The 20,274-nt window shown below is 45.7% G+C and carries 22 protein-coding genes; 17 read left to right on the top strand and 5 right to left on the bottom strand.

From position 1 onward, the window contains the following. Nucleotides 1–13 precede the first annotated feature (13 nt). Nucleotides 14–376: a hypothetical protein gene (locus ACXMYH_RS10285; RefSeq protein WP_486554833.1), complete on the bottom strand. Its 363-nt coding sequence runs from the start codon at nt 374–376 to the stop codon at nt 14–16. Between the two features lie 583 nt (nt 377–959). Here ACXMYH_RS10285 and ACXMYH_RS10280 point away from each other — a divergent pair. From ACXMYH_RS10280 to mobQ, 10 genes are all read left to right on the top strand, one after another. Continuing rightward, nucleotides 960–2,255, top strand: coding sequence for an ATP-binding protein (locus ACXMYH_RS10280; RefSeq protein WP_107000090.1), 1,296 nt, complete (start codon nt 960–962; stop codon nt 2,253–2,255). A gap of 99 nt (nt 2,256–2,354) precedes the next feature. Further along, nucleotides 2,355–2,987 (top strand): helix-turn-helix domain-containing protein, encoded by a 633-nt coding sequence (locus ACXMYH_RS10275; protein ID WP_107000089.1) that lies wholly within the window; start codon nt 2,355–2,357, stop codon nt 2,985–2,987. A gap of 96 nt (nt 2,988–3,083) precedes the next feature. Further along, nucleotides 3,084–3,437 carry a helix-turn-helix domain-containing protein gene (locus ACXMYH_RS10270; RefSeq protein ID WP_118655571.1) on the top strand — a complete coding sequence of 118 codons (354 nt, stop codon included), beginning with the start codon at nt 3,084–3,086 and terminating at the stop codon, nt 3,435–3,437. Then, entirely contained in the window at nt 3,431–4,276 is an 846-nt protein-coding gene (locus tag ACXMYH_RS10265) for an IS3 family transposase (RefSeq protein WP_118655573.1), read from the top strand. Before ACXMYH_RS10270 ends, ACXMYH_RS10265 begins: the two co-directional genes overlap by 7 nt. Before the next feature lie 244 nt (nt 4,277–4,520). Then, a complete protein-coding gene (locus ACXMYH_RS10260; protein ID WP_486554832.1) occupies nt 4,521–5,438 on the top strand; it encodes a ParM/StbA family protein in 918 nt (305 codons plus the stop codon). 2 nt (nt 5,439–5,440) lie between these two features. Further along, nucleotides 5,441–5,812, top strand: a complete 372-nt coding sequence (locus tag ACXMYH_RS10255) for an adenylate cyclase (RefSeq protein WP_117504976.1) — start codon at nt 5,441–5,443, stop codon at nt 5,810–5,812. A gap of 36 nt (nt 5,813–5,848) precedes the next feature. After that, entirely contained in the window at nt 5,849–6,568 is a 720-nt protein-coding gene (locus ACXMYH_RS10250; RefSeq protein WP_107000086.1) for a replication initiator protein A, read from the top strand. Further along, nucleotides 6,565–7,413, top strand: coding sequence for an ATP-binding protein (locus tag ACXMYH_RS10245; RefSeq protein WP_107000085.1), 849 nt, complete (start codon nt 6,565–6,567; stop codon nt 7,411–7,413). Before ACXMYH_RS10250 ends, ACXMYH_RS10245 begins: the two co-directional genes overlap by 4 nt. A gap of 142 nt (nt 7,414–7,555) precedes the next feature. After that, nucleotides 7,556–7,774, top strand: a complete 219-nt coding sequence (locus ACXMYH_RS10240; protein ID WP_107000084.1) for a DUF3847 domain-containing protein — start codon at nt 7,556–7,558, stop codon at nt 7,772–7,774. A 346-nt stretch (nt 7,775–8,120) separates the two neighbouring features. Continuing rightward, the gene (gene mobQ / locus ACXMYH_RS10235; RefSeq protein WP_117504978.1) at nt 8,121–9,827 is read left to right on the top strand and encodes a MobQ family relaxase; all 1,707 of its coding nucleotides are present in this window, start codon (nt 8,121–8,123) and stop codon (nt 9,825–9,827) included. Between the two features lie 224 nt (nt 9,828–10,051). On the opposite strand, the gene ACXMYH_RS10230 is transcribed toward mobQ, so the two are convergent. From ACXMYH_RS10230 to ACXMYH_RS10215, 4 genes are all read right to left on the bottom strand, one after another. After that, nucleotides 10,052–10,231 carry an immunoglobulin-like domain-containing protein gene (locus ACXMYH_RS10230; RefSeq protein ID WP_416346971.1) on the bottom strand — a complete coding sequence of 60 codons (180 nt, stop codon included), beginning with the start codon at nt 10,229–10,231 and terminating at the stop codon, nt 10,052–10,054. 151 nt (nt 10,232–10,382) lie between these two features. Further along, on the bottom strand, nt 10,383–12,314 hold the full coding sequence (locus ACXMYH_RS10225) for a M56 family metallopeptidase (RefSeq protein ID WP_233430164.1): 1,932 nt from the start codon (nt 12,312–12,314) through the stop codon (nt 10,383–10,385). 3 nt (nt 12,315–12,317) lie between these two features. Next, nucleotides 12,318–12,683 (bottom strand): BlaI/MecI/CopY family transcriptional regulator, encoded by a 366-nt coding sequence (locus ACXMYH_RS10220; RefSeq protein WP_107000083.1) that lies wholly within the window; start codon nt 12,681–12,683, stop codon nt 12,318–12,320. 234 nt (nt 12,684–12,917) lie between these two features. Then, a complete protein-coding gene (locus tag ACXMYH_RS10215) occupies nt 12,918–13,292 on the bottom strand; it encodes a TnpV protein (protein ID WP_107000082.1) in 375 nt (124 codons plus the stop codon). A 90-nt stretch (nt 13,293–13,382) separates the two neighbouring features. Between ACXMYH_RS10215 and ACXMYH_RS10210 the strand changes: the two genes are divergently transcribed. From ACXMYH_RS10210 to argF, 7 genes are all read left to right on the top strand, one after another. After that, nucleotides 13,383–15,212 carry a recombinase family protein gene (locus tag ACXMYH_RS10210; protein ID WP_107000081.1) on the top strand — a complete coding sequence of 610 codons (1,830 nt, stop codon included), beginning with the start codon at nt 13,383–13,385 and terminating at the stop codon, nt 15,210–15,212. Nucleotides 15,213–15,219: 7 nt separating this feature from the next. Further along, nucleotides 15,220–15,573 carry a sigma factor-like helix-turn-helix DNA-binding protein gene (locus tag ACXMYH_RS10205; RefSeq protein WP_346011223.1) on the top strand — a complete coding sequence of 118 codons (354 nt, stop codon included), beginning with the start codon at nt 15,220–15,222 and terminating at the stop codon, nt 15,571–15,573. A 23-nt stretch (nt 15,574–15,596) separates the two neighbouring features. After that, nucleotides 15,597–15,827 carry a hypothetical protein gene (locus ACXMYH_RS10200; protein ID WP_329751505.1) on the top strand — a complete coding sequence of 77 codons (231 nt, stop codon included), beginning with the start codon at nt 15,597–15,599 and terminating at the stop codon, nt 15,825–15,827. A 61-nt stretch (nt 15,828–15,888) separates the two neighbouring features. Continuing rightward, nucleotides 15,889–16,827 carry an N-acetyl-gamma-glutamyl-phosphate reductase gene (gene argC / locus ACXMYH_RS10195; RefSeq protein WP_215702692.1) on the top strand — a complete coding sequence of 313 codons (939 nt, stop codon included), beginning with the start codon at nt 15,889–15,891 and terminating at the stop codon, nt 16,825–16,827. Nucleotides 16,828–16,917: 90 nt separating this feature from the next. After that, on the top strand, nt 16,918–17,787 hold the full coding sequence (argB, locus tag ACXMYH_RS10190; protein ID WP_118515053.1) for an acetylglutamate kinase: 870 nt from the start codon (nt 16,918–16,920) through the stop codon (nt 17,785–17,787). A 12-nt stretch (nt 17,788–17,799) separates the two neighbouring features. Then, nucleotides 17,800–18,978 carry an aspartate aminotransferase family protein gene (locus ACXMYH_RS10185; RefSeq protein WP_118651582.1) on the top strand — a complete coding sequence of 393 codons (1,179 nt, stop codon included), beginning with the start codon at nt 17,800–17,802 and terminating at the stop codon, nt 18,976–18,978. Nucleotides 18,979–18,981: 3 nt separating this feature from the next. Further along, nucleotides 18,982–19,893, top strand: a complete 912-nt coding sequence (argF, locus tag ACXMYH_RS10180; protein WP_118515049.1) for an ornithine carbamoyltransferase — start codon at nt 18,982–18,984, stop codon at nt 19,891–19,893. The last annotated feature ends 381 nt before the right edge of the window (nt 19,894–20,274 follow it).

Below are 20,274 nucleotides of genomic sequence, written 5' to 3'. Positions count from 1 at the left end.
ATAACGGCATAATTCAGAGTGATTCCATTGCAGAAAGCATGACGGACACGATCTGGTGCCCATAATCCTGTCTGCCTTTCAGATGAGATTGATGAAAATACGCAACTTCGATTGGATGCAAAGCCTGTGACGAAAGCTTTGTATGGGAAGCAATCGTATCATCCACAATGCAAAAGATAGGCTGACCGGAAATAGTCGCCTCCCGGTAGATCAAATATGCAACGCTGTTTCTTAGGGCATCCTGAAAAAGGAAATCATTCCACTTTCCCTGATTCAGGAAGTGAGCCACAATCGTTCTATGATGTTGGCTGGTCAAGGCGAAATCCGTTGTTTTGCCACGGTATCCACGCAAAAAGGTAGAAAGAATGATAGCCATAAAATGCTGCAGGTAAATATCGGATAAAAAACAGTTGAGGTTGAGAACTTTAAAGTAATTGTAAATCTTATTGGAATGATGTATAATGTTTGCAATAGGCACCCCCTTGTTTGAATGAGTAGGTTGTTGGTCGCACTTCAATTATACATCATTCAGCAGAGGGTGTCTTTCTTTTGTGCAAAATTTAGGATTTACTCATTTATAGATCTAATACTTAAATTTGAAAAAGCAGATGGCAAGATTAAGTTACAATGGGATTAGTGGGTATATAGTTTATAAAATCATCATTTTTCAAATCGCAGTCTGTCGTAGCCTCAAATTAAATAAAGAACTGCCTTGGGCAGCCATGTACTTAACGGTGTGTGGCTGCTTTTCCTTTGTTGAAACAGAATAAAACAATGAGAGAATACAGGGATAATATCCTGATTGAAGCATATAATAGGCTTTAGAACGGAAAACTGTGTTAAGTTGCAAAAATCTTTCCTAAAACCGGTTATACATATTGATTTGAAGGTTGCGATATGGTAATATAGAACAGAAAACTGTATTAAGTTGCAAAAATCTTTCCTAAGGAGGTTATCGTATGGAGATTCGCAGAGATTTTTACTTAGACAAATTGATTAGAAGAAAGAACAATGGATTGATTAAGGTAATTACAGGTATTCGCAGATGTGGAAAGTCCTATCTGCTGAATAATATTTTCTATAATCACTTGTTAGAGTCCGGTGTCCCTGCTGACCATATTATTCGTTTTGCGTTTGATTCCGCAGATGACCTGTATTTGATTGGAGAAAGCCTTATCAAAATTGAAAAAGAAAAACGTGGAGTTGATCCGGAGAAATTTATGGCATATATCCGTTCCCAAGTTACCACGGATGGAATGTATTATCTGCTTTTGGATGAAGTTCAGCTGATGGACTGCTTTGAATCTGTATTGAATGGTTATCTTCGCAAAGATAATATGGATGTATTCGTAACCGGAAGTAATGCAAAATTCCTGTCCAAAGATATTGTTACGGAGTTTGCCGGACGTGGAGATGAAGTCCATATGTATCCACTGAGTTTTTCGGAATTTATGTCGGTTTTCAAAGGCGACAAGTATATGGGATTGTCTGAATATATGCTTTACGGAGGCATCCCGCTGGTCGTTCTTCGTGAAAGTAGCAGCGATAAGGCGGCAGCATTGCAAAACCTGTTTAGCGAAATTTATATTCGAGATATTTTCAAACGTAACCGGATTAAAAATATTGGAGAACTGGAAGACCTGCTGAATATCCTTTCCTCTGCTATTGGTTCTCTGACCAATCCTGAGAAGTTAAAGAATACCTTTAAGACTGTAAAAAAATCTAAAATCACTTCAAAAACGATCAAGAAATATCTGGATTGTTTTGAGGATTCTTTCCTGATTGAATCAGCACAGAGATATGACATCAAGGGTAAGGCATATATTGAAACTCCAAAGAAATACTATTTCTCTGATCTTGGGCTTCGCAACGCAAGGATTAACTTCCGTCAGTTTGAGCAGACACATTCCATGGAAAATGTGATTTATAACGAACTGCGTATGCGTGGATACAGCGTGGACGTTGGTGTTGTTATTATTGCGGAAAAAGACCAAGAAGGAAAGGTAACCCGTAAACAGCTGGAAGTTGATTTTGTATGCAATCTCGGTTCTTCCAGATATTATATCCAGTCAGCTTATTCATTACCTGATGAAGCGAAACGTACTCAGGAAATCAGACCGTTTAGAAAGATAGACGATTCTTTCAAGAAGATTGTTATTACAAAAGATATTGTACAGCCGTACTATGATAACTATGGTATTTTGACCGTGAATATCTATGATTTCCTTCTTGACCCGCAAATTCTTGAAAAATAGTACAATGTAAACTCTTGTTGCGGATATGCAAAGTCGGTGTGGTGGTGAATTATAGTGATTTTAAGTACAATGAAGTCACCAAGCAAAGGAGGATTTCATATGAAACTATCTGATAAAATTGTAGGACTGAGAAAGTCCAATGGAATGTCTCAGGAGGATTTGGCTGAAAAACTGGATGTATCAAGACAAGCTATTTCTCGTTGGGAATCAGGAGCTGCGATGCCTGATGCAAATAACATTCTTCAACTTAGCAAGCTGTTTGATGTTACAACAGATTACTTACTGAACGATGATTACCAAAGTGATAATGACTTGCCGAAGATAAAAGAAGTTCAAAACGATAATCTCGGTCAGATTATGATCTATCTGGTGACACTTGAAGTGATGATACTTTTGATGCAGTTTATGACAATGTTCATTCTTCAAAATGTGTTTTTTGCATTTCTAAGTTTCCTGCCGTTTGTTGCAGCCATTGGCGGGTTTGAATATGCGTATCAGAAGAAAGTATCCAGTGCAACAGAAAAAACAAAGAACTTCCGTAGAAAGTTTTACAAAATTTCTGCTTGGTTGGGACTTTATTTCCCGATTAGATTTATCGTAAGTGTTGCGGCAGGATTCTACCCTCGTCCGTATAATACTTTGGTATTAGAGGCTATTATTTTAGTAATCTATATTGCAGTAGCAACTTGTGTTAATCTTTCAATAGACAAAAGTTATTTGCCAAAAGAATAAAAGGAAAAATGATTTTGTATAGCAGTCATGCACTATGAACTGCACCCCATTTGTTAGACAGTATGGTATACTATCTAACAAGTGGGGTGTTTTGTTATGCCAAAAGGAGTACCAAACAAACGATATACGCCGGAATTCAAAAAACTGGTGATTGAAACTATGCAGGAAGAGAAATTAAGTTACAGCGAAACCTGTCGTAGATTTGAGGTAAACAGCAGAGATCGAATCAAATCATGGGAGCGAATCTATCTGGAGGAAGGGCCGGAAGGCTTTGCCGTCGAACGGCGTGGCCGCAGCAGTAAGGGTCGTCCGCCAAAGCAGCTGCCGAAGCAGGTAGAAGAAGATCTGCTGGCCGAAGTGCAGCGACTGCGTGCGGAGAACGATTACCTAAAAAATTTGCAAGCCTTGGTTTTGGAAGACGAGCGACACCAGCACAAAAAACGCTGGTAGTTCAGAAGCTAAGGCAAAAACACGCACTCAGTATTCTGCTCTCAATCGCTCAACTGCCCCGTGCAACTTTCTACTATCATTTGAAGCAGATGCAGAAAGAAGACAAATATGCATCTGTTAAGGAAGAAATCACAACGATTTACCATGAAAACAGGGGTCGATACGGCTATCGCCGGATCACGGCAGAACTTCGCAAGCGTACATTCTCTGTGAACCACAAGACTGTCCAGCGGCTTATGAAAGAGTTGGGCTTAGTTTGCCGTGTCAGGATGAAGAAGTATCGCTCTTATAAGGGAGAAGTGGGCAAAATCGCACCAAATCTGCTAAATCGGGATTTCCATGCCGAAAAGCCGAATCAGAAATGGGTCACGGATGTGACGGAGTTCAGCCTGTTTGGAGAGAAGCTCTACCTGTCCCCGATTCTCGATCTGCACAGCAGCGATCTGGTCAGTTACACCATATCGGATCATCCTGTACTCAGCATGGTAACCACCATGCTGGACGAGGCGTTTGCAAAGATCCCGGCCGGAACACGCCTGATTCTCCACTCTGATCAGGGTTGGCAATATCAACACAAGCAGTACCAGCGGATGCTTCGCGAGAAGGGGATCCGACAGAGCATGAGCCGCAAGGGAAACTGTCTGGACAATGCTGTGATAGAAAATTTCTTCGGACTGCTCAAAAGTGAACTGTTATATCTGCAAGAATTTCAATCCATGGAACACTTCAAACAGGAACTGATCGAATATCTGGATTACTACAACAACCGCAGGATCAAGGCAAAGCTAAAGGGCTTGCCGCCTGCAATTCACAGACAGCAAGCCCTTTCGGCTGCTTGAACAATTTTTACTTCAAAATATTGTCTAACTTTTGGGGGTCACTTCACTACGGTGTGTGGCTGCTTCTTTTTTTGCTCAATTTCCACTCAATCCACGCTCAATGTGCTTTTGCCCTCTTTCCAGTAGAATGAAATTGCAATGAAAACAGCACCAAATTCAAAAATCCGGTGCCACTTCAAAGCAAATCTACTGAAAAGAGGGCATTTTTTATGACTATCAAATTTTTTGAGGAGGAATTAAGCAAATGAAAGAACTGAAAAGCATCAAAATTATCGCCGTAGATCATGGCTACGGCAACATCAAAACAGCAAACACCGTCACCCCTACCGGCATTACTGCCTATGACACAGAACCGATTTTCTCCGGTAACATTCTGGAATACAACGGCACCTATTACCGCATCGGAGAGGGACACAAGGAATTTATTCCGGACAAAGCCATGGATGAGGACTATTATCTTTTGACTCTGATGGCAGTTGCCAGAGAGCTGAATGCGTATGGCATCCGTGAAGCAGATGTTCATCTGGCTGCCGGTCTGCCGCTGACCTGGGTTCGCAAACAGCGTGAAGATTTCCGAACTTACCTGCTCCGCAATGAATATGTATCTTTCCATTTCAATGGTAAGGAGTACAAGCTCCATTTTGTCGGATGCAGTTTGTTCCCTCAAGGTTATCCCGCTATTGTCAGCAGATTGGGCGATTTCAAGGGAACCAATCTCCTTGCAGACATCGGAAACGGCACCATGAACATTCTCTATATCAACAATAAAAAGGCGGTGGAGAGCCGTTGTTGGACAGAGAAGTTTGGTGTGAACCAGTGTATGATTGCTGCTAAAAATGCCGTGCTGGACAGCTTTGGTGTCAAAATCGAAGAAGTCACCATTGAGCAGGTGCTTCGCTATGGAACAGCGGACATCGGCAAGCCTTATCTGGACTGTATCACTGCCATTGCGAAAAGGTATGTAGCGGATATTTTCGCCACACTCCGCCGCTATGAATACAATCCGGAACTGATGCGACTGTATATTGTTGGCGGTGGTGTCTGTCTGGTCAGAAACTTCGGGCAGTACGATGAAACCCGTGTAACCATTCTGGATGATATTTGTGCGACTGCTAAGGGATATGAATATCTCGCCCATGCCAGCCTTCGCAGGAAGGAGTAAGCATGAGTGAGAATATCCGCAGCACAAATCTTCGTTTCAATCTGGACAAGGATGTGCAGAACCGGGCGTGGCAGTATCTGCAAACGATGGATAAAAAGAAATTCAAATCCTACAGCCAGATTATCGCCATTTCTCTGGTGGACTACTTTGACCGTTACTACAAGAAGCAAGATGAGCCGTATCTGGAAACCAGAGAGCGTGAGGAACGCTTCGTGGAGCAGATTGTAACAGCGGTGGAAAATGCCATGAACAGGACCCTACCGGTATATTTGGCAGGCTGTATGGTTGGTATTGCTCAGATTACACCGCAGGTAGCTGTTGCAGCATCCGAACCGGAAGATGCAGACCTTGACTGGGATTTTCTTGGGGAATAACCGGTATCTATTCTGACAACGGAAGGAGGTGAACGCATGACACAGTTTCTAATAAAGGATACCCTGATACCGCCGTATATGGCATTTCCACGATTTTTACTGGATATGGAGCAGCTGAGTGAAACCGCAAAAATACTGTATGTACTTTTGTTGGATAGAGCAAGACTTTCACAGAAAAACGAAGGCTGGGTAGATGAGCGTGGGCGTGCGTTCATATTCTTTCCAATCAAGGATTTGGCAGAAACCATGCACAAAAGCGAAATGTCTGTTAAGACCGCTCTGGCAGTTCTGGAAAAAACGGATTTGATTTTCCGCAAGCGTCAGGGACCGGGATTGCCAAACAAAATCTATGTAAAAGTCCCACCGGAATATCTGGTGCAGACGGACAGAAATCTTTCCCTGATACAGACAGAAACCTATCCGTCTGACGGACAGGAAACTGTCTCTGTAAGGGAAAGAAAAGTGTCCGGAAGTAATAATGAAAAGAACAATAACAAGATAAAGAAACAAGGGAGTAAGGCTGACCGCACCGCTTACGGAAAATATCAAAATGTTTTCCTGAATGAAAAGGAGCTGGCACAGCTTCAAAAGGAAATACCATTATACCGGGAATATATCGAAAAGCTGTCTGGCTATATACGTTCCAGCGGGAAGCGGTATCAAGACCACGCTGCTACGATTCACAGCTGGTATACGCAGGATCACCCGGCTCCCGTAAGACGCAGCTATGAATGTAAGGAGGATGAAAGCCTATGAACCAAATCACTGGCACCATTCAGAATATCTTTTCTGACCGCCCTTTGCAGGAAGATGAATACCGCAATGAATCAGACAACCTCATCCACTGCGCCAAATGTAAAACACCCAGGCAGCACCATGTGGTTGTTCTTGGAAAGGAAATGGTGGTTCCCATTCGCTGCCGCTGTCAGCAGGAAGTCCAGGATAAAGAGGAAGCGGAGAGAAAGCACCGTGAATTTCTGGATCAGGTGTCCCGTCTGAAAGCCAACGGCTTACAGGACAAGTCCCTGCGGGAATACACCTTTGCCAATGATAAGGGTTACAACCCGGAAATGCAGAAAGCCCATGACTATGTTGTCCATTGGAGCGAAATGAAGGCAAAATCCATCGGCTTGCTTCTCTGGGGCGATGTGGGAACCGGAAAATCCTTTTTTGCCGGATGTATCGCCAACGCTCTGCTGGAGCAGGGTGTTCCGGTGCTGATGACCAATTTCTCCCGGATTCTCAACGCCCTGTCCGGGCTGTATTCCGAGGAGAAGAACCAATATATCGACAGCCTGAACCAGTACAGTCTGCTGATTATTGATGACCTGGGAATTGAGCGCAGTACGGAGTTTGCCTTGGAACAGGTATTCAATGTCATTGATAGCCGATATCGCAGCAAATTGCCACTGATTGTGACAACTAATATGACCTTGGAGGAACTGAAAAATCCGCAGGATCTGACTCGCTCCCGTATCTATGACCGAGTATTGGAACGGTGTGTGCCGCTGAGAATCAACAATCAGAATATCCGGCAGAGAAATGCCGCTGAAAGCATGAAAGAAGCACGGAAAATACTGGAAAGCGGTACTGGAACGTAAGACCGGCGGTGCCGGATTGTCTCCTAATCAGCGGTGCATTGATAATTCCGCTCATGCAGCAACAATCCCGGCACCATTCTTTTCTAAAACAAGTACCAAATAAAAATCAGTTAGACCGGATATGGTCAGAAAGGACGTAAATATGACCGAGGATGAAAAGAAATTATTGCAGGCGAAACACAGACAGGAAGCGGTTGAAGCCAGAAACCGTCAGAAAGAGAGAAAACAGCGCACAAGAAGATTGATTCAGCAGGGAGCTATTCTGGAAAACGTATTCCCGGAAGCACAGATAATGGACTTGGATAATCTAAAAATGGAGCTGGAAAGACGATTAAGTGCAGAAGTTACGGAAAAACATTGAGGTACGAAAGTATCTCTATTCCCGAAGGGCGCACTTACTCACCACCCGATAACATCGGGCGGTGGTATCCCCTTCGGGGCCGTGCGCTCTGCGAGGCGGATGCGGCTCCTGCGGGAGCCTTATGGACAATGCCACAATCCTGCGAGCTTGCTGTCATTGTCCACGCAGCTGGTGGTCGGTGTTACCACCTATAAAAAATACCGTCGCTTTAACCGACGGTATTCCACCAACTGTCTGCAAAAACCTGCCACCGGCAGCTTTGTTGCAGAGATGGGCATTGTTGCCAAGCCCCATTTGCTTTTTCTAAAAAGCAACAAAAACAAAAGCGAAAGGACGGTGATGAAGAATGGCAATCTATCATCTGGAAGCAAAGGTCATCAGCCGTGGAGCCGGGCGCTCCGCTGTGGCGGCTTCCGCATATCTGAGCTGTTCACAGATATACAACGACTACGATGGGATTCAGCATGATTACACCAGAAAACGAGGGCTTGTCTGGCAGGAAGTATTTCTTCCGCCAATCGCTCCGGCTGCGTGGAGTGACCGAAGCATTCTGTGGAATGCGGTGGAGGAAAACGAAAAGACCAAGGACAGCCGCCTTGCCCGTGAATTTGTGGTAGCACTTCCCATAGAACTGGGAAAGACAGACTGGCAGAGCCTTCTCACAGAATTTATTCAGGACAATTTTGTGGCCGAGGGAATGTGTGCGGATGTTGCAATCCATGACCCATATCCGCCCGGACACAATCCACACGCCCACATTATGCTGACGATTCGCCCCTTACAGGAAAACGGTAAATGGCAGCATAAAACCGAAAAAGAATATCTGTGCGTGAGGGATGGCGCAGAATGGGGATTTACCTCTGCTGAATATAAGATCGCACAGGCGGAGGGCTGGGAGAAACAGTATCAATATCTGGTTGGCGAGCGAAAGGTGTATATGGCACCTTCAGAAGCTGAGAAGCAAGGTTATGAACGAGCCAACAAGTATCCCAAAAGTACAAAGTATGGCAGACAGAATCCAATTTCTCAGCGTTGGAACAGCGATGAACAGCTACTCATCTGGCGGGAAAAATGGGCAACCGTTACCAATCGGCATTTGGCACAGTATCCGGAGATAGATGCCCGGATCGATCACCGCAGTCACGCCGCACGGGGATTGGATGAACTGCCAACCATCCACGAGGGCTATCACGCACGAAAGCTGGAAGCGATGGGTATCGTTTCTGACCGCTGCGAAATTAATCGCCAGATCAAGGCGGACAACGCCCTTCTCCGGGAGCTGAAAGCGAAGGTCAAAAAGCTGGCTGCTGCAGTAAAAACTTCGATTCCGGAGCTGGCAAATGCACTGGAATCCCTGCGTGAGAATATGATTGTTCTTATGTACCGCATCAGCCATATCCGTATCAGCAAGCAGAAAATCTCTGACTATGTGGATGCTGTAAAACCGGTCGTGGAACGATATACGGAAATCAAACAGGAAATCAAAGAGAAAAACACAGAGCGAAAGCAGCTCCGTGCAGAACAGGATTCTCTACCCTTTATTCATGTGATAAAGCATCAGAAATTGTCGGAGCAGGTTGCTACGCTGACTGAGGATTTGGAGGAATTGAAATCCGAAAAGTCCATGCTTCTGAACAGTATGGAATGTGCGGATGATGCAGCCTTCTCCAAATTCAAAAAGGAAGTCAAGAATCTTGATACACAGATGGACGCACTGGAACAGGCAGAAAATAAATTCACTGCCGAACTGGACAGAACACTGGAGAGATACAGGGATTTGGAAAAAACCGTTGCCGATGTGGATGCAGGCGAATTGACCGACACCAGAATGGAGCTTCGCACTGGCAAAGAGCAATCCGCAGCCAGTCAGCTTCAAAAAATCTACGGCGTTAAATATGATTATGATATGATGCGTCAGAGCAAGCTGGAAGTGAAGAAAATGCTTGGGGAAGTTACCAGAAAGCCTTCTATTACTCAAATGCTTCAGCGCAAAGAACCAGAATCACAGATGCAAAAACCTCCCAAAAGAAAGCAAAAAGATTACGAGCGATGATAACAAAATCCACCATTACCACTCCGATTTTGGAATGGTAGTGGTGGATTGCTGCTCTACAATATATCTGAGCCAGTGAAAAATATACTGTCCTTCCTGTGTACATATCGTACTACACAGTATTTTCAACAGAAAAAATACCATCGCTGCTACTTTGGAAGTATCTGCGATGGTATTCCTTTACTAAGGATGCAATAATTATATTTGACATTGTACTTGGACAGTTATCGAATTTCAAATTCTACTGCCAGATAATGAGTATGGATTTCATCTTCTATCGTTTCATATATTTTCTTTATGATGCGATATTTACCGTCTGACAAGTCGCCATACCACGTTTTCCAATTCGTAGAAAAAGCCGTAATTTCTCCCGCTGGAATCTGGTATAGAGTATCTGTCCACAATCCATCCGTCAGCTGATCCAGCCTGTGTCATTCACCGTTTTCCCACTTCTGAATATCATACCATTCCCAGGTTTTCAGTCCTTTTCCACTTTGATTTGAAATTTCAATATCGCCTTCCCGGGATTTATACTTTTCCATCATCATAGTCACGTTAGGCAAGGTATTCATCGCTATATGCCTTTTTTCCAGTAACTGTTTTCTGTTCTCCGGTATTGCCGTTGGTTACAGCAATGCTGGCAATCTTAGAAGCATCCACCATTGAAACTCCTGCCACTACTGATGTAGTTTCTCCCGACTCAGCTCCGTTTGATCCGTTAACATCTCCATCAGCAACAGGAAATTGAATATCCTGTCGCACTTCTTCAGTAGCAAAGATGCACCATTTACCATCCATGTAGATTTCAATGGTTCCTTCGGCAGCACCGTACTGATATGCGTATCCCTCGCCAAAATTCGATTGATCATTTACGGTAGGCTTGGTGTTCCCGTGAACAGAGGATGTGATCTTGCCATTCATCACATCGTGGTGAGCATCTGTATTTTCAAATCCTGTGTACAGATAGAGTGTGTCATTCACCATAACCATCGGAATCACAGCACCACTATCTGCTGAGTGAGAAGTATGTTCCGAATTTTCATTGCCCAAGTTGGTACTATCAAATGAAGCACGAATCACGATTGCATAATCTACATTTTCCAATCTTTCAGGTTCATTGACAAGCACTTCGGGACTAAATACCCTCACTCCATTTCCCACATCAAATACCATAGCTGCCAAAATTTTTTCCGCCTCGGATTGGATTAGAATAGGTTTATTCAACTCATAACCGTTGCAGCTCCATCCGAGGATGGAATAATTCTCAGGGAATGCAAAATATGTGATGAAGGAACCACCATGTTCGTTGGTATCGACTTGAATATCAACACCTACTGAATGACCGTTTTCACGACGAACATCCAATAAGATGTTTATCTCATCGACTTCACTCGTTAATACGGCAGGCGTAGATTTTGTGCAAGTGCCATTACTCCACTGCTCGGCATAAACAGTGCCGCTCATTACACTTTGACCAAAGGTAGTATCATAGGTAAAAGTATTACCATTTCCGGGTGTAGACTGTTCAACAAGTGTTATAGAATCACCAATCGTTTTGGGATTTGTCAGGAAACAAACCGCCGTAACGATAGCAGCAATTATTGCTACGACAACAATCCAGAACGCAGGCTTTTTATAATTCAACACACGCTTCACCCTTTCTTTTACGCCAACCTCGCCAAAGGCAAGCGGGCAAACCAAAATCGTTCTTCTATTTACGCTACAAGAGAGTAATGTTTCGGAATAGGAAATAGACTCGCTCTGATTTAATTCTCGAATGACTTTCTCGTCGCAAGCCAACTCAATATCTCTGCAAAGTAAAATATACGCAATCCATACAAGCGGATTGAACCAATGGATTGCTAAAACCAGATACCCCAGCGGCTTCCACCAGTGGTCACAGCGTTTTAAATGAGCGTTCTCATGGGCGATGATATGGGGAAGCTGCACTTCATCCGTTCCGGACGGAATGTAGATTTTTGGCTTAAAGCAGCCTAGGATAAATGGTGTTTGGATATCATCGCAAATCCAAATGTTGTCCCGCACATTTAACGATGGACGAACCTTGTTGTGGATTTTTCGGTAGCTCACAAGAGCAAATACAGCAAAAGTGAAAATGCCAACTATCCATGCAACACTGAGAATCGTTGTTATGTTAGCTCCGTTGTTTGCAGGAACCGTCACACCTTCAAAGTAGCGGTCGCCAAGGTAATCATTGATTTGTGTATCTACGATATTGAAACCTGTATTCACATCAAAGGATGGTCCGGAAACGACCTCATTCGGAAAAACCTCTGCGCTTGGCACCATGCTCAAATTGCTTTCGATGGTAATCGGGCATAAGAGTCGAATTGCAACAGCACCCCAAAGCAGAACATTGATCCACTTAGGTGCCTCTCTCAAAACTACACGCAAAAGTACGACCGCAAGGATCAGCCAAGATGCGGCGATACTCATATTTACAATTTTCAAAAAGAGTGAACTCATAGATTACTCCTTTCCGGCGGCTGCATCAATCATGTGTCGAATCTCCGCAGCTTCCTGTTGAGAAATACCCTTCCTTTGTGTAAAAGCCGCAATGAAAGCAGGGAGGGAGCCTTCAAAGGTTTCATCTACAAACTGCTCGCTCTGAACAGCATAGAACTCGTTCTTGGTCAGCACAGAGGAAACAGTTCCTCCGTTGTTTTGGAAAATCCCACGCTCACAGAGTTTGCGTAACACGGTATAAGTGGTAGAACGGTTCCAATTCAGTTCCTTCTCACAGAGCTTTACCAAATCTCTGGAGTGCAAAGGCTCATTCGCCCAAATAATATCAGCGAAGTGGGATTCCACTACGCCCATTTTAATCTCAGCCATAAAGATTTCTCCTTCCAGTTGATAGTCAATAAACTAATTATAGTTTACTCTAAATAAACTGGAATGTCAATAGGAAACAGTCATGTTCATAATAGTTTCACAAGTATTTGGGTTTCTGCATTTTCTAACTTTCCGACAAGCTGGTGGGATGTCAAAACAACTTCTGTCCAACTCGGATTCAAGGGAAAAGAGAGAACTTGTACCCATGATGTGTACAAGCTCTCTCCCTTGGCGTTAGCAATATATTAGTTCATTCAAAACAATTTCCTCCGCAGCATTGCGGATGTTATTGCAGGCACCTACCCAGATCATCTGATCAAGAGCTTTTAATTCCTCGTTTACACCATGCTGCTCCTGCATTTGTCGAGTCAGCAGCTCCATCCGTTGACGAGCCGTATCATCAATGTCGTTCAAGTGTGATACCAGCTTTCCGTCGAACAAAAGCTCCGTATACAACCCCGGGCGATGCTCTTTTATGTAATTCATTCGCATACGACCATACTTACCGTAATGTGGTTCTTCTTCAACCGGAAGCTCCAGGTTCGGATAATACATTCCGTCCTCGCCTAAAGTGTAGGTGCCGCCTAATTCTTCAAAAATCGATTTCATAGAAAACCCTCCTGTCATGTTTACTTGGTGCTTACTTTATGTTATAATAGCACATGATACATCACATAGCAAGAGAAGGAGGAAAAGCAGATGCGACAAAATGAAGATGTTATCGCCCTCTATTCCCGTAAATCAAAATTTACAGGGAAAGGCGAGAGTATTGGCAATCAGGTTGAACTTGGCAAAGAGTATGTTCGTGTGCATTTTGGTGATGCCGCTGTAGATAAAATCGTAGTATATGAAGATGAGGGATTTTCCGGAGGGAATCTGAACCGTCCGGCATTCAAACGAATGATGGATGCAGCAAAAAAGCGACAGTTTAAGGCAATCATTGTCTATCGTCTTGACCGTATCAGCCGTAATGTCAGCGACTTCTCTGGATTGATTGAAGAACTTGCCCGTTTGGATATTTCTTTTATTTCCATCAAGGAGCAGTTTGACACCAGCACCCCGATGGGACGAGCCATGATGTATATTGCATCTGTTTTTTCTCAGTTGGAGCGTGAAACCATTGCCGAGCGTATCCGTGACAATATGCATGAGCTGGCAAAGACCGGACGCTGGTTAGGTGGTACAACCCCTACCGGCTTTGAATCCGAAGCTATAAAAAGCATTACAGTGGACGGAAAGACAAAGAAAGCCTGCAAGTTGAAACTTGTTCCGGAAGAAGCAGATATAGTCAAAACGATTTTTGATTTGTATGTGGAAACGGATTCTTTGACTTTGACAGAAGCGGCGTTGATTAAGCAAGGGTTCAAGACAAAGAACGGAAAATATTTTACCCGTTTCTCGGTCAAAGCGATTTTGCAGAATCCGGTCTACATGGTCGCTGACCAAGAGGCGTATGATTTCTTTATAAAGAATGATACAGACCTGTTCTCCGAGCATGATGCCTTTGACGGTGTTCACGGCATGATGGCATATAATCGTACCGATCAGGAAAAAGGCAGAGCGAGTATCTCGTTACCGCCGAGTGAATGGATTGTGTCCGTTGGCAAACATCCCGGACTAATTCCCGGCAAGGTGTGGGTGCAGGTTCAAGAGTCATTGGAACGCAACAAGTCCAAGTCTTTCAGAAAACCACGCAGTAACGAAGCGTTGCTGACCGGTCTGCTGTTCTGCAGCTGCGGTGAGCGTATGTATCCGAAGATGAGCAAGCGAAAAACTGCTGACGGCAAGGTGATTTACACCTATGTGTGCAAAATGAAAGAGCGCAGCCAGCGTACCGTGTGCAACAGCAAAAACGCAAACGGCAATACACTGGATATGGCAATCATCGAACAGGTAAAAATGCTTGCAGATGATAAGGAGACTTTTGTCAGTCAGTTGGAGCAGAGCCGAAAATTCTATACCGGCAATCGCATGGACTACGAACAGCGGATTTCCGATATGAGAAAAGAGAAGGCAGAAACAGAGAAGAAAATCAATTCACTGGTGGATTCTCTCGTGGAAATGGGTGACAGCCCTGCCAAGGCTCATGTAACAAAGCGAATTGAGCAACTGAACGAAGAATACCAGTCCCTTGAAAAACGTATTCAGGAGCTGGAAGGACTGACTACGCAGCACGCTCTCAGTGATGTTGAATTTGACTTGATGCGCCAGCTGCTGACTGTCTTTAAGGACGGCATTGATGAAATGACCATAGAACAGAAACGAGCAGCCATCCGCACCATCGTGCGTAAGGTTATCTGGGACGGAGTCAATGCCCATGTGGTTCTGTTCGGTGTGCAGGACGATGAAATCGAATACCCGGAAATCGCTTCTGCTGCTTCTGATAATACAGACGATGAGGACGATAATGATGAATTGGTGGCATTTTCCGATGTAGATTACGAAGATGATGATACGGAGGATGACCGCCTGGGAAAAACTAATCCCCTCAGTGCATCAAAAACGCATTGGGGGGAGGATAGCAAATGAGATCCTGATGATGTTCCGGTCGGGGAAAAAGTTCTCCAGGGAAGTCTCCATCTATGACCCGATCGGTGCGGATAAAGACGGGGAGACGGTGAGTCTGTTTGATGTTCTGGAATCCGGAGACCGGGAAGTGCTGGAGACGGTCATCATCGGACAGGATGTGAAGATACTCTATGAGGCATACCGGGACCGTCTGACGGAGACGGAAAAAAAGGTGATTCGGATGCGCTACGGCCTGTTCGGGGAAGATGAGCACACGCAGCGGGAGATCGCCGGACAGCTTGGAATTTCCCGATCCTATGTATCCAGGATCGAGAAAAAGGCGGTTGCCCGCATGCGGGAGGCGTTCGGATACGGAGAGTGAAACGGACGGTATGAGTCCGGATCATGGAAAAACAAAAGACAGGATCGGGAGAACAGCATGATGGTCTGGAAAAGGATCATTGTGCTGTTTTTGTTTGGAAAGAAATTATAAAAATGCAAAAAAGAATAAAAAACCCCTTGCATAAATATACATATAGGATTATAATTATGCATAATTATTCAGAAAATATTCAGCTTTATGCATCTGCCCCCACAAAAACATGCAGAGAAGAAAAGCTCCGGTCCCTTTTTTAACACGGACCGGAAGGAAAGCTGACTGGGATCCAGCAAATTATGACCGAGAGGAGAAACGATTATGAAGCCAAAGGTATACATTGACGGAAAAGAAGGAACCACCGGACTCCAGATTTATGAGAGACTTGCATTGAGAGACGATATTGAACTCCTGCTGATCGATGAGGCAAAGAGAAAAGATGCGGATGAGAGAAAGAAACTCATCAACGCCGCGGATATCACGTTCCTCTGTCTGCCGGATGCGGCGGCAAAAGAGGCGGTGAGCTTTGTGGAAAAAGATTCCGCAAGGATCATCGATGCATCGACGGCACACCGGACAGCTCCGGGCTGGGCATATGGAATTCCGGAACTTTCCGACGCACATAAGGATGCGATCGTTCATGCGAAATATACGGCAAACCCGGGCTGCCATGCATCGGGATTTGTGATCCCGGTCTATCCGCTCGTTGCGGCGGGGATCATCCCGAAGGAGACACCGCTCACCGTATTCTCCCTGACCGGCTACTCCGGAGGCGGAAAAAAGATGATCGCGGAATACGAATCTCCGGAGAAACCGACTCTCTACAATACCCCGAGGATCTACGGCTTAAGCCTGAAACATAAACACCTGCCGGAGATGCAGAAGATCTGCGGACTCGACGTTCCGCCGGTGTTCTGCCCGATCGTGGATGACTACTATAAAGGAATGGCGGTCACTGTGATGCTGCAGAATTCAATGTTAAAGGGAAATCCGACTGCAAAGGATATCCATGAGGCACTTGCAGCTCATTATAATGGAAAGAACGTTGTAAAAGTCCATCCGTTCGGCTGGGACGATCCGATGATCGCGGCGGGAACTATGGCCGGAAAGGACAGCATGGAAATCGTGGTCAACGGACATGAGGACCAGACGATCATCACGGCGCTGTTTGACAATCTCGGAAAAGGCGCATCCGGTGCAGCTGTCGAGAACATGAACCTGATGCTCGGATTTGAGGAGACGGCAGGATTAAATCTGTAAAAAGGAATGGATGTCTGCAGAAAAAAAGATGCAGGCGAGTCCGAAACAGTCAGAAACGTGATATAGATGATAAGAGAGGAGAAAAACGTTATGGAAAATCTGAAACCGGAAACAAGAGCTGGCGTTCTCGTTGAGGCGCTCCCATACCTTCAGGATTACTATGGAAAGATCGTGGTCGTCAAATACGGCGGAAATGCCATGATCAATGAAGAATTAAAACAGGCGGTCATCCGCGACATTGTTCTTTTAAATCTGGTCGGCATCAAGGTCGTTCTGGTTCACGGCGGCGGTCCGGAGATCGGGGAACTCTTAAAGAAGACAGGAAAAGAGTCCAAATTCATCAAGGGACTCCGCTACACCGATCAGGAGACCATGGAGGCAGTCCAGATGGTCCTCTGCGGAAAGCTCAATAAGAACCTTGTGACGCTCTTAAAAAATGCCGGAGGAAAAGGCGTCGGCTTAAGCGGTATGGACGGCGGATTATTTGAGGCAGTCAAATTAAATGATCCGGACGGCACCGAGTACGGCTATGTGGGCGATATCGTAAAGACAAACCCGCAGATTGTTCTCGATATGCTGGAAAAAGGCTACATTCCGGTTGTCACCTGCGTTGCAGCGGGAATCGATGACACCTGCAACTACAATATCAACGCGGATACGGCGGCGGAGAAACTGGCGATCGCGCTGAAGGCGAAAAAGCTGATCATGCTGACTGACGTGCGCGGACTGTTAAGAGATCCGTCCGATGACACGACACTTATCAAGCGCCTGAAAGTTTCGGATGTTCCGTCCCTGGTCAAGGAGGGCGTCATCAAGGGAGGCATGATCCCGAAGGTCAACTGCTGCGTGGAGTGCGTCCGTCAGGGCGTAGAGCGTGCGAACATCCAGGACGGCCGTGTGCCGCACTCGATCTTAATCGAGCTGCTCACAAACGAAGGCGTTGGAACCATGTTTTCATAGGAGGAACAAGGAATGACTGCAGAAGAGATCAAGAAAAAAGATTCAGAATATATCATGCATACCTACGGACGGTTTGACATCGTCCTTGACCACGGAAAAGGCGCGACGCTCTGGGACGCAGACGGAAAAGAGTATGTGGACCTCACGTCCGGGATCGGCGTCAACAGCCTGGGACATGGAAATGAGAAGATCGTCGGTGCGATCACAAAACAGGCGGAAAAGCTCATGCATGCGTCAAATCTCTACTACACGGAGCCGATGGTGAGTGCTGCTGAGAAGCTTGTGACGGCAACCGGCATGGGAAAGATCTTCTTCGCAAACTCCGGAGCAGAGGCGAACGAGGGCGCGATCAAGGTTGCGAGAAAGTATTCCTTCGATAAATACGGGGCAGGGAGAAACAAGATCGTGACACTGATCCAGTCCTTCCACGGAAGAACCGTGACGACCTTAAAGGCAACCGGACAGGAGAAGTTCCACCAGTATTTTTTCCCGTTCACGGAAGGTTTTGACTATGCGAAGGCAAATGACCTGGCGGATGTAACCGCAAAAGCGGACAAGGCCTGCTGCGCGGTCATGATGGAGATGATCCAGGGCGAGGGCGGTGTTCTCCCGCTCGACAAAGAGTTCGTCCAGGGGGTTGCAAAGTTCTGTAAGGAACATGACATCCTTCTCATCGTGGATGAGGTCCAGACCGGCATCGGAAGATGCGGAAGTCTTTTTGCATACGAGCAGTACGGGATTTCCCCTGACATCGTGACGATGGCGAAAGGACTCGGCGGCGGACTTCCGATCGGCGGCGTGCTCACATCTGCAGCGTGTGCCGACGTGATGGGACCTGGAACCCATGGTTCCACATTTGGAGGCAACCCGGTGAGTGCAGCGTCCGCAAATGTCGTTCTCGACACGGTGAATGATCCGGAATTCTTAAAAGAAGTTCAGGAAAAAGGCGCTTACATCAAGGAAAAAGTCCTGGGATTCCACTCCCCGGCAGTCAAAAATGTCCGCGGCATGGGACTCATGCTCGGCATCATCGTAGATCCGGAAAAGCGTGCCGGATACGTTTCAAAGCTCATGGAAAAGGGCATTCTCGTGCTGACAGCCGGAACGGACGCGATCCGTCTGCTTCCGCCGTTAGTCATTACATATGAAGAGATCGATAAGGCACTTGAGGCCATGAAGGAGGTATTTTAAATCATGAATCATTTATTAAAATTACTGGATCTGAGTACGGAGGAGATCACCGGGATCCTGGATCTCGCGGACCAGTTAAAATATGAGAGAAAGCACAACATTCCGCACAGACACTTAGAGGGACAGACTCTGGGAATGATCTTCCAGAAGTCTTCCACAAGAACGAGAGTTTCCTTCGAGACAGGAATGTATCAGCTGGGCGGACATGCCCTGTTCCTCTCATCAAAAGATTTGCAGATCGGCCGCGGAGAGCCGGTTCAGGATACAGCGCGTGTATTATCCCGCTACCTTGACGGCATCATGATCCGTACCTTCGAACAGAAGGAAGTCGAGGATCTCGCAAAATTCGGCTCCATCCCGGTCATTAACGGTCTGACTGATTTCTGCCATCCCTGCCAGGTACTTGCAGACCTTATGACGATCCGTGAGAAATTCGGAAGCTTCACAGGTCTTAAGATGTGCTACATCGGCGATGGCAACAACATGGCAAACTCCCTGATCGTCGGCGGCTTAAAGGTCGGCATGAATGTTGCAGTTGCGACACCGGACGGTTATAAGCCGGACGGAGAAGTCCTTGAGTTCACAAAGGGCTACGCAGATAAATTTGCCCTGGAGACAGACCCGTTCATGGCAGCATCCGGCGCGGATATCGTGATCACGGACACATGGACTTCCATGGGTGAGGAAGCGGAGAAAGAGGAGAGAAAGAAAGTATTTAAGGATTATCAGGTCAACAAACAGCTCCTCGCAGCCGCAAATGCAGGTGCGATGGTCCAGCACTGCCTCCCGGCTTACCGCGGACAGGAGATCACAGAGGAAGTCTTCGAGGAACATGCCGACGAGATCTTCAACGAGGCGGAGAACCGTCTTCATGCACAGAAGGCTGTTATGGTCAAGCTGATGAAGAAAGACTGAGCGGAAAAATAAAAATCAGAAAGTTCCCTGTGGGTGCGGGAGTACCTGCGGGGGATTTTTTGTTCAACAGGAAAGTTCGATGGAACTTCCCTGTTGAACAAAAAGGCACTACGTGCCAATGATGCGCACTCGCGCGAAGATGAAGATCGTCGCGAGCGACCGCGCTCGGCGCGAGAATGTGCCGAGGCACATTCTTTTTTAGGTTTATATAAACTTTATGAAATTTTAACAGATGTTTCCTGGGGAAAATACGGTATGCGTGTTATACTTATAGATAAGCTGAACACGTATGAAAACTGGCGGGGCATTGATCCTGACCGGAGACCGGATCCCGTCTGCGGATCCTGCCGACGGCAAAAAGATCTGGTGTGAGGAGGGAGA

The organism is Pilosibacter sp. NGB245, assembly GCF_057397225.1.
Note: the sequence above shows the minus strand (reverse complement) of the source record. Positions and strands in the feature narration are given on the sequence as shown.

Excerpts from the sequence above, each read along its gene's own strand:
- ACXMYH_RS10285 (WP_486554833.1), bottom strand. The coding sequence starts at position 376 with ATGGCTATCATTCTTTCTACCTTTTTGCGTGGATACCGTGGCAAAACA.
- ACXMYH_RS10280 (WP_107000090.1), top strand. The coding sequence starts at position 960 with ATGGAGATTCGCAGAGATTTTTACTTAGACAAATTGATTAGAAGAAAG.
- ACXMYH_RS10275 (WP_107000089.1), top strand. The coding sequence starts at position 2,355 with ATGAAACTATCTGATAAAATTGTAGGACTGAGAAAGTCCAATGGAATG.
- ACXMYH_RS10270 (WP_118655571.1), top strand. The coding sequence starts at position 3,084 with ATGCCAAAAGGAGTACCAAACAAACGATATACGCCGGAATTCAAAAAA.
- ACXMYH_RS10260 (WP_486554832.1), top strand. The coding sequence starts at position 4,521 with ATGAAAGAACTGAAAAGCATCAAAATTATCGCCGTAGATCATGGCTAC.
- ACXMYH_RS10255 (WP_117504976.1), top strand. The coding sequence starts at position 5,441 with ATGAGTGAGAATATCCGCAGCACAAATCTTCGTTTCAATCTGGACAAG.
- ACXMYH_RS10250 (WP_107000086.1), top strand. The coding sequence starts at position 5,849 with ATGACACAGTTTCTAATAAAGGATACCCTGATACCGCCGTATATGGCA.
- ACXMYH_RS10245 (WP_107000085.1), top strand. The coding sequence starts at position 6,565 with ATGAACCAAATCACTGGCACCATTCAGAATATCTTTTCTGACCGCCCT.
- ACXMYH_RS10240 (WP_107000084.1), top strand. The coding sequence starts at position 7,556 with ATGACCGAGGATGAAAAGAAATTATTGCAGGCGAAACACAGACAGGAA.
- mobQ (WP_117504978.1), top strand. The coding sequence starts at position 8,121 with ATGGCAATCTATCATCTGGAAGCAAAGGTCATCAGCCGTGGAGCCGGG.
- ACXMYH_RS10225 (WP_233430164.1), bottom strand. The coding sequence starts at position 12,314 with ATGAGTTCACTCTTTTTGAAAATTGTAAATATGAGTATCGCCGCATCT.
- ACXMYH_RS10220 (WP_107000083.1), bottom strand. The coding sequence starts at position 12,683 with ATGGCTGAGATTAAAATGGGCGTAGTGGAATCCCACTTCGCTGATATT.
- ACXMYH_RS10215 (WP_107000082.1), bottom strand. The coding sequence starts at position 13,292 with ATGAAATCGATTTTTGAAGAATTAGGCGGCACCTACACTTTAGGCGAG.
- ACXMYH_RS10210 (WP_107000081.1), top strand. The coding sequence starts at position 13,383 with ATGCGACAAAATGAAGATGTTATCGCCCTCTATTCCCGTAAATCAAAA.
- ACXMYH_RS10205 (WP_346011223.1), top strand. The coding sequence starts at position 15,220 with ATGATGTTCCGGTCGGGGAAAAAGTTCTCCAGGGAAGTCTCCATCTAT.
- ACXMYH_RS10200 (WP_329751505.1), top strand. The coding sequence starts at position 15,597 with ATGGAAAAACAAAAGACAGGATCGGGAGAACAGCATGATGGTCTGGAA.
- argC (WP_215702692.1), top strand. The coding sequence starts at position 15,889 with ATGAAGCCAAAGGTATACATTGACGGAAAAGAAGGAACCACCGGACTC.
- argB (WP_118515053.1), top strand. The coding sequence starts at position 16,918 with ATGGAAAATCTGAAACCGGAAACAAGAGCTGGCGTTCTCGTTGAGGCG.
- ACXMYH_RS10185 (WP_118651582.1), top strand. The coding sequence starts at position 17,800 with ATGACTGCAGAAGAGATCAAGAAAAAAGATTCAGAATATATCATGCAT.
- argF (WP_118515049.1), top strand. The coding sequence starts at position 18,982 with ATGAATCATTTATTAAAATTACTGGATCTGAGTACGGAGGAGATCACC.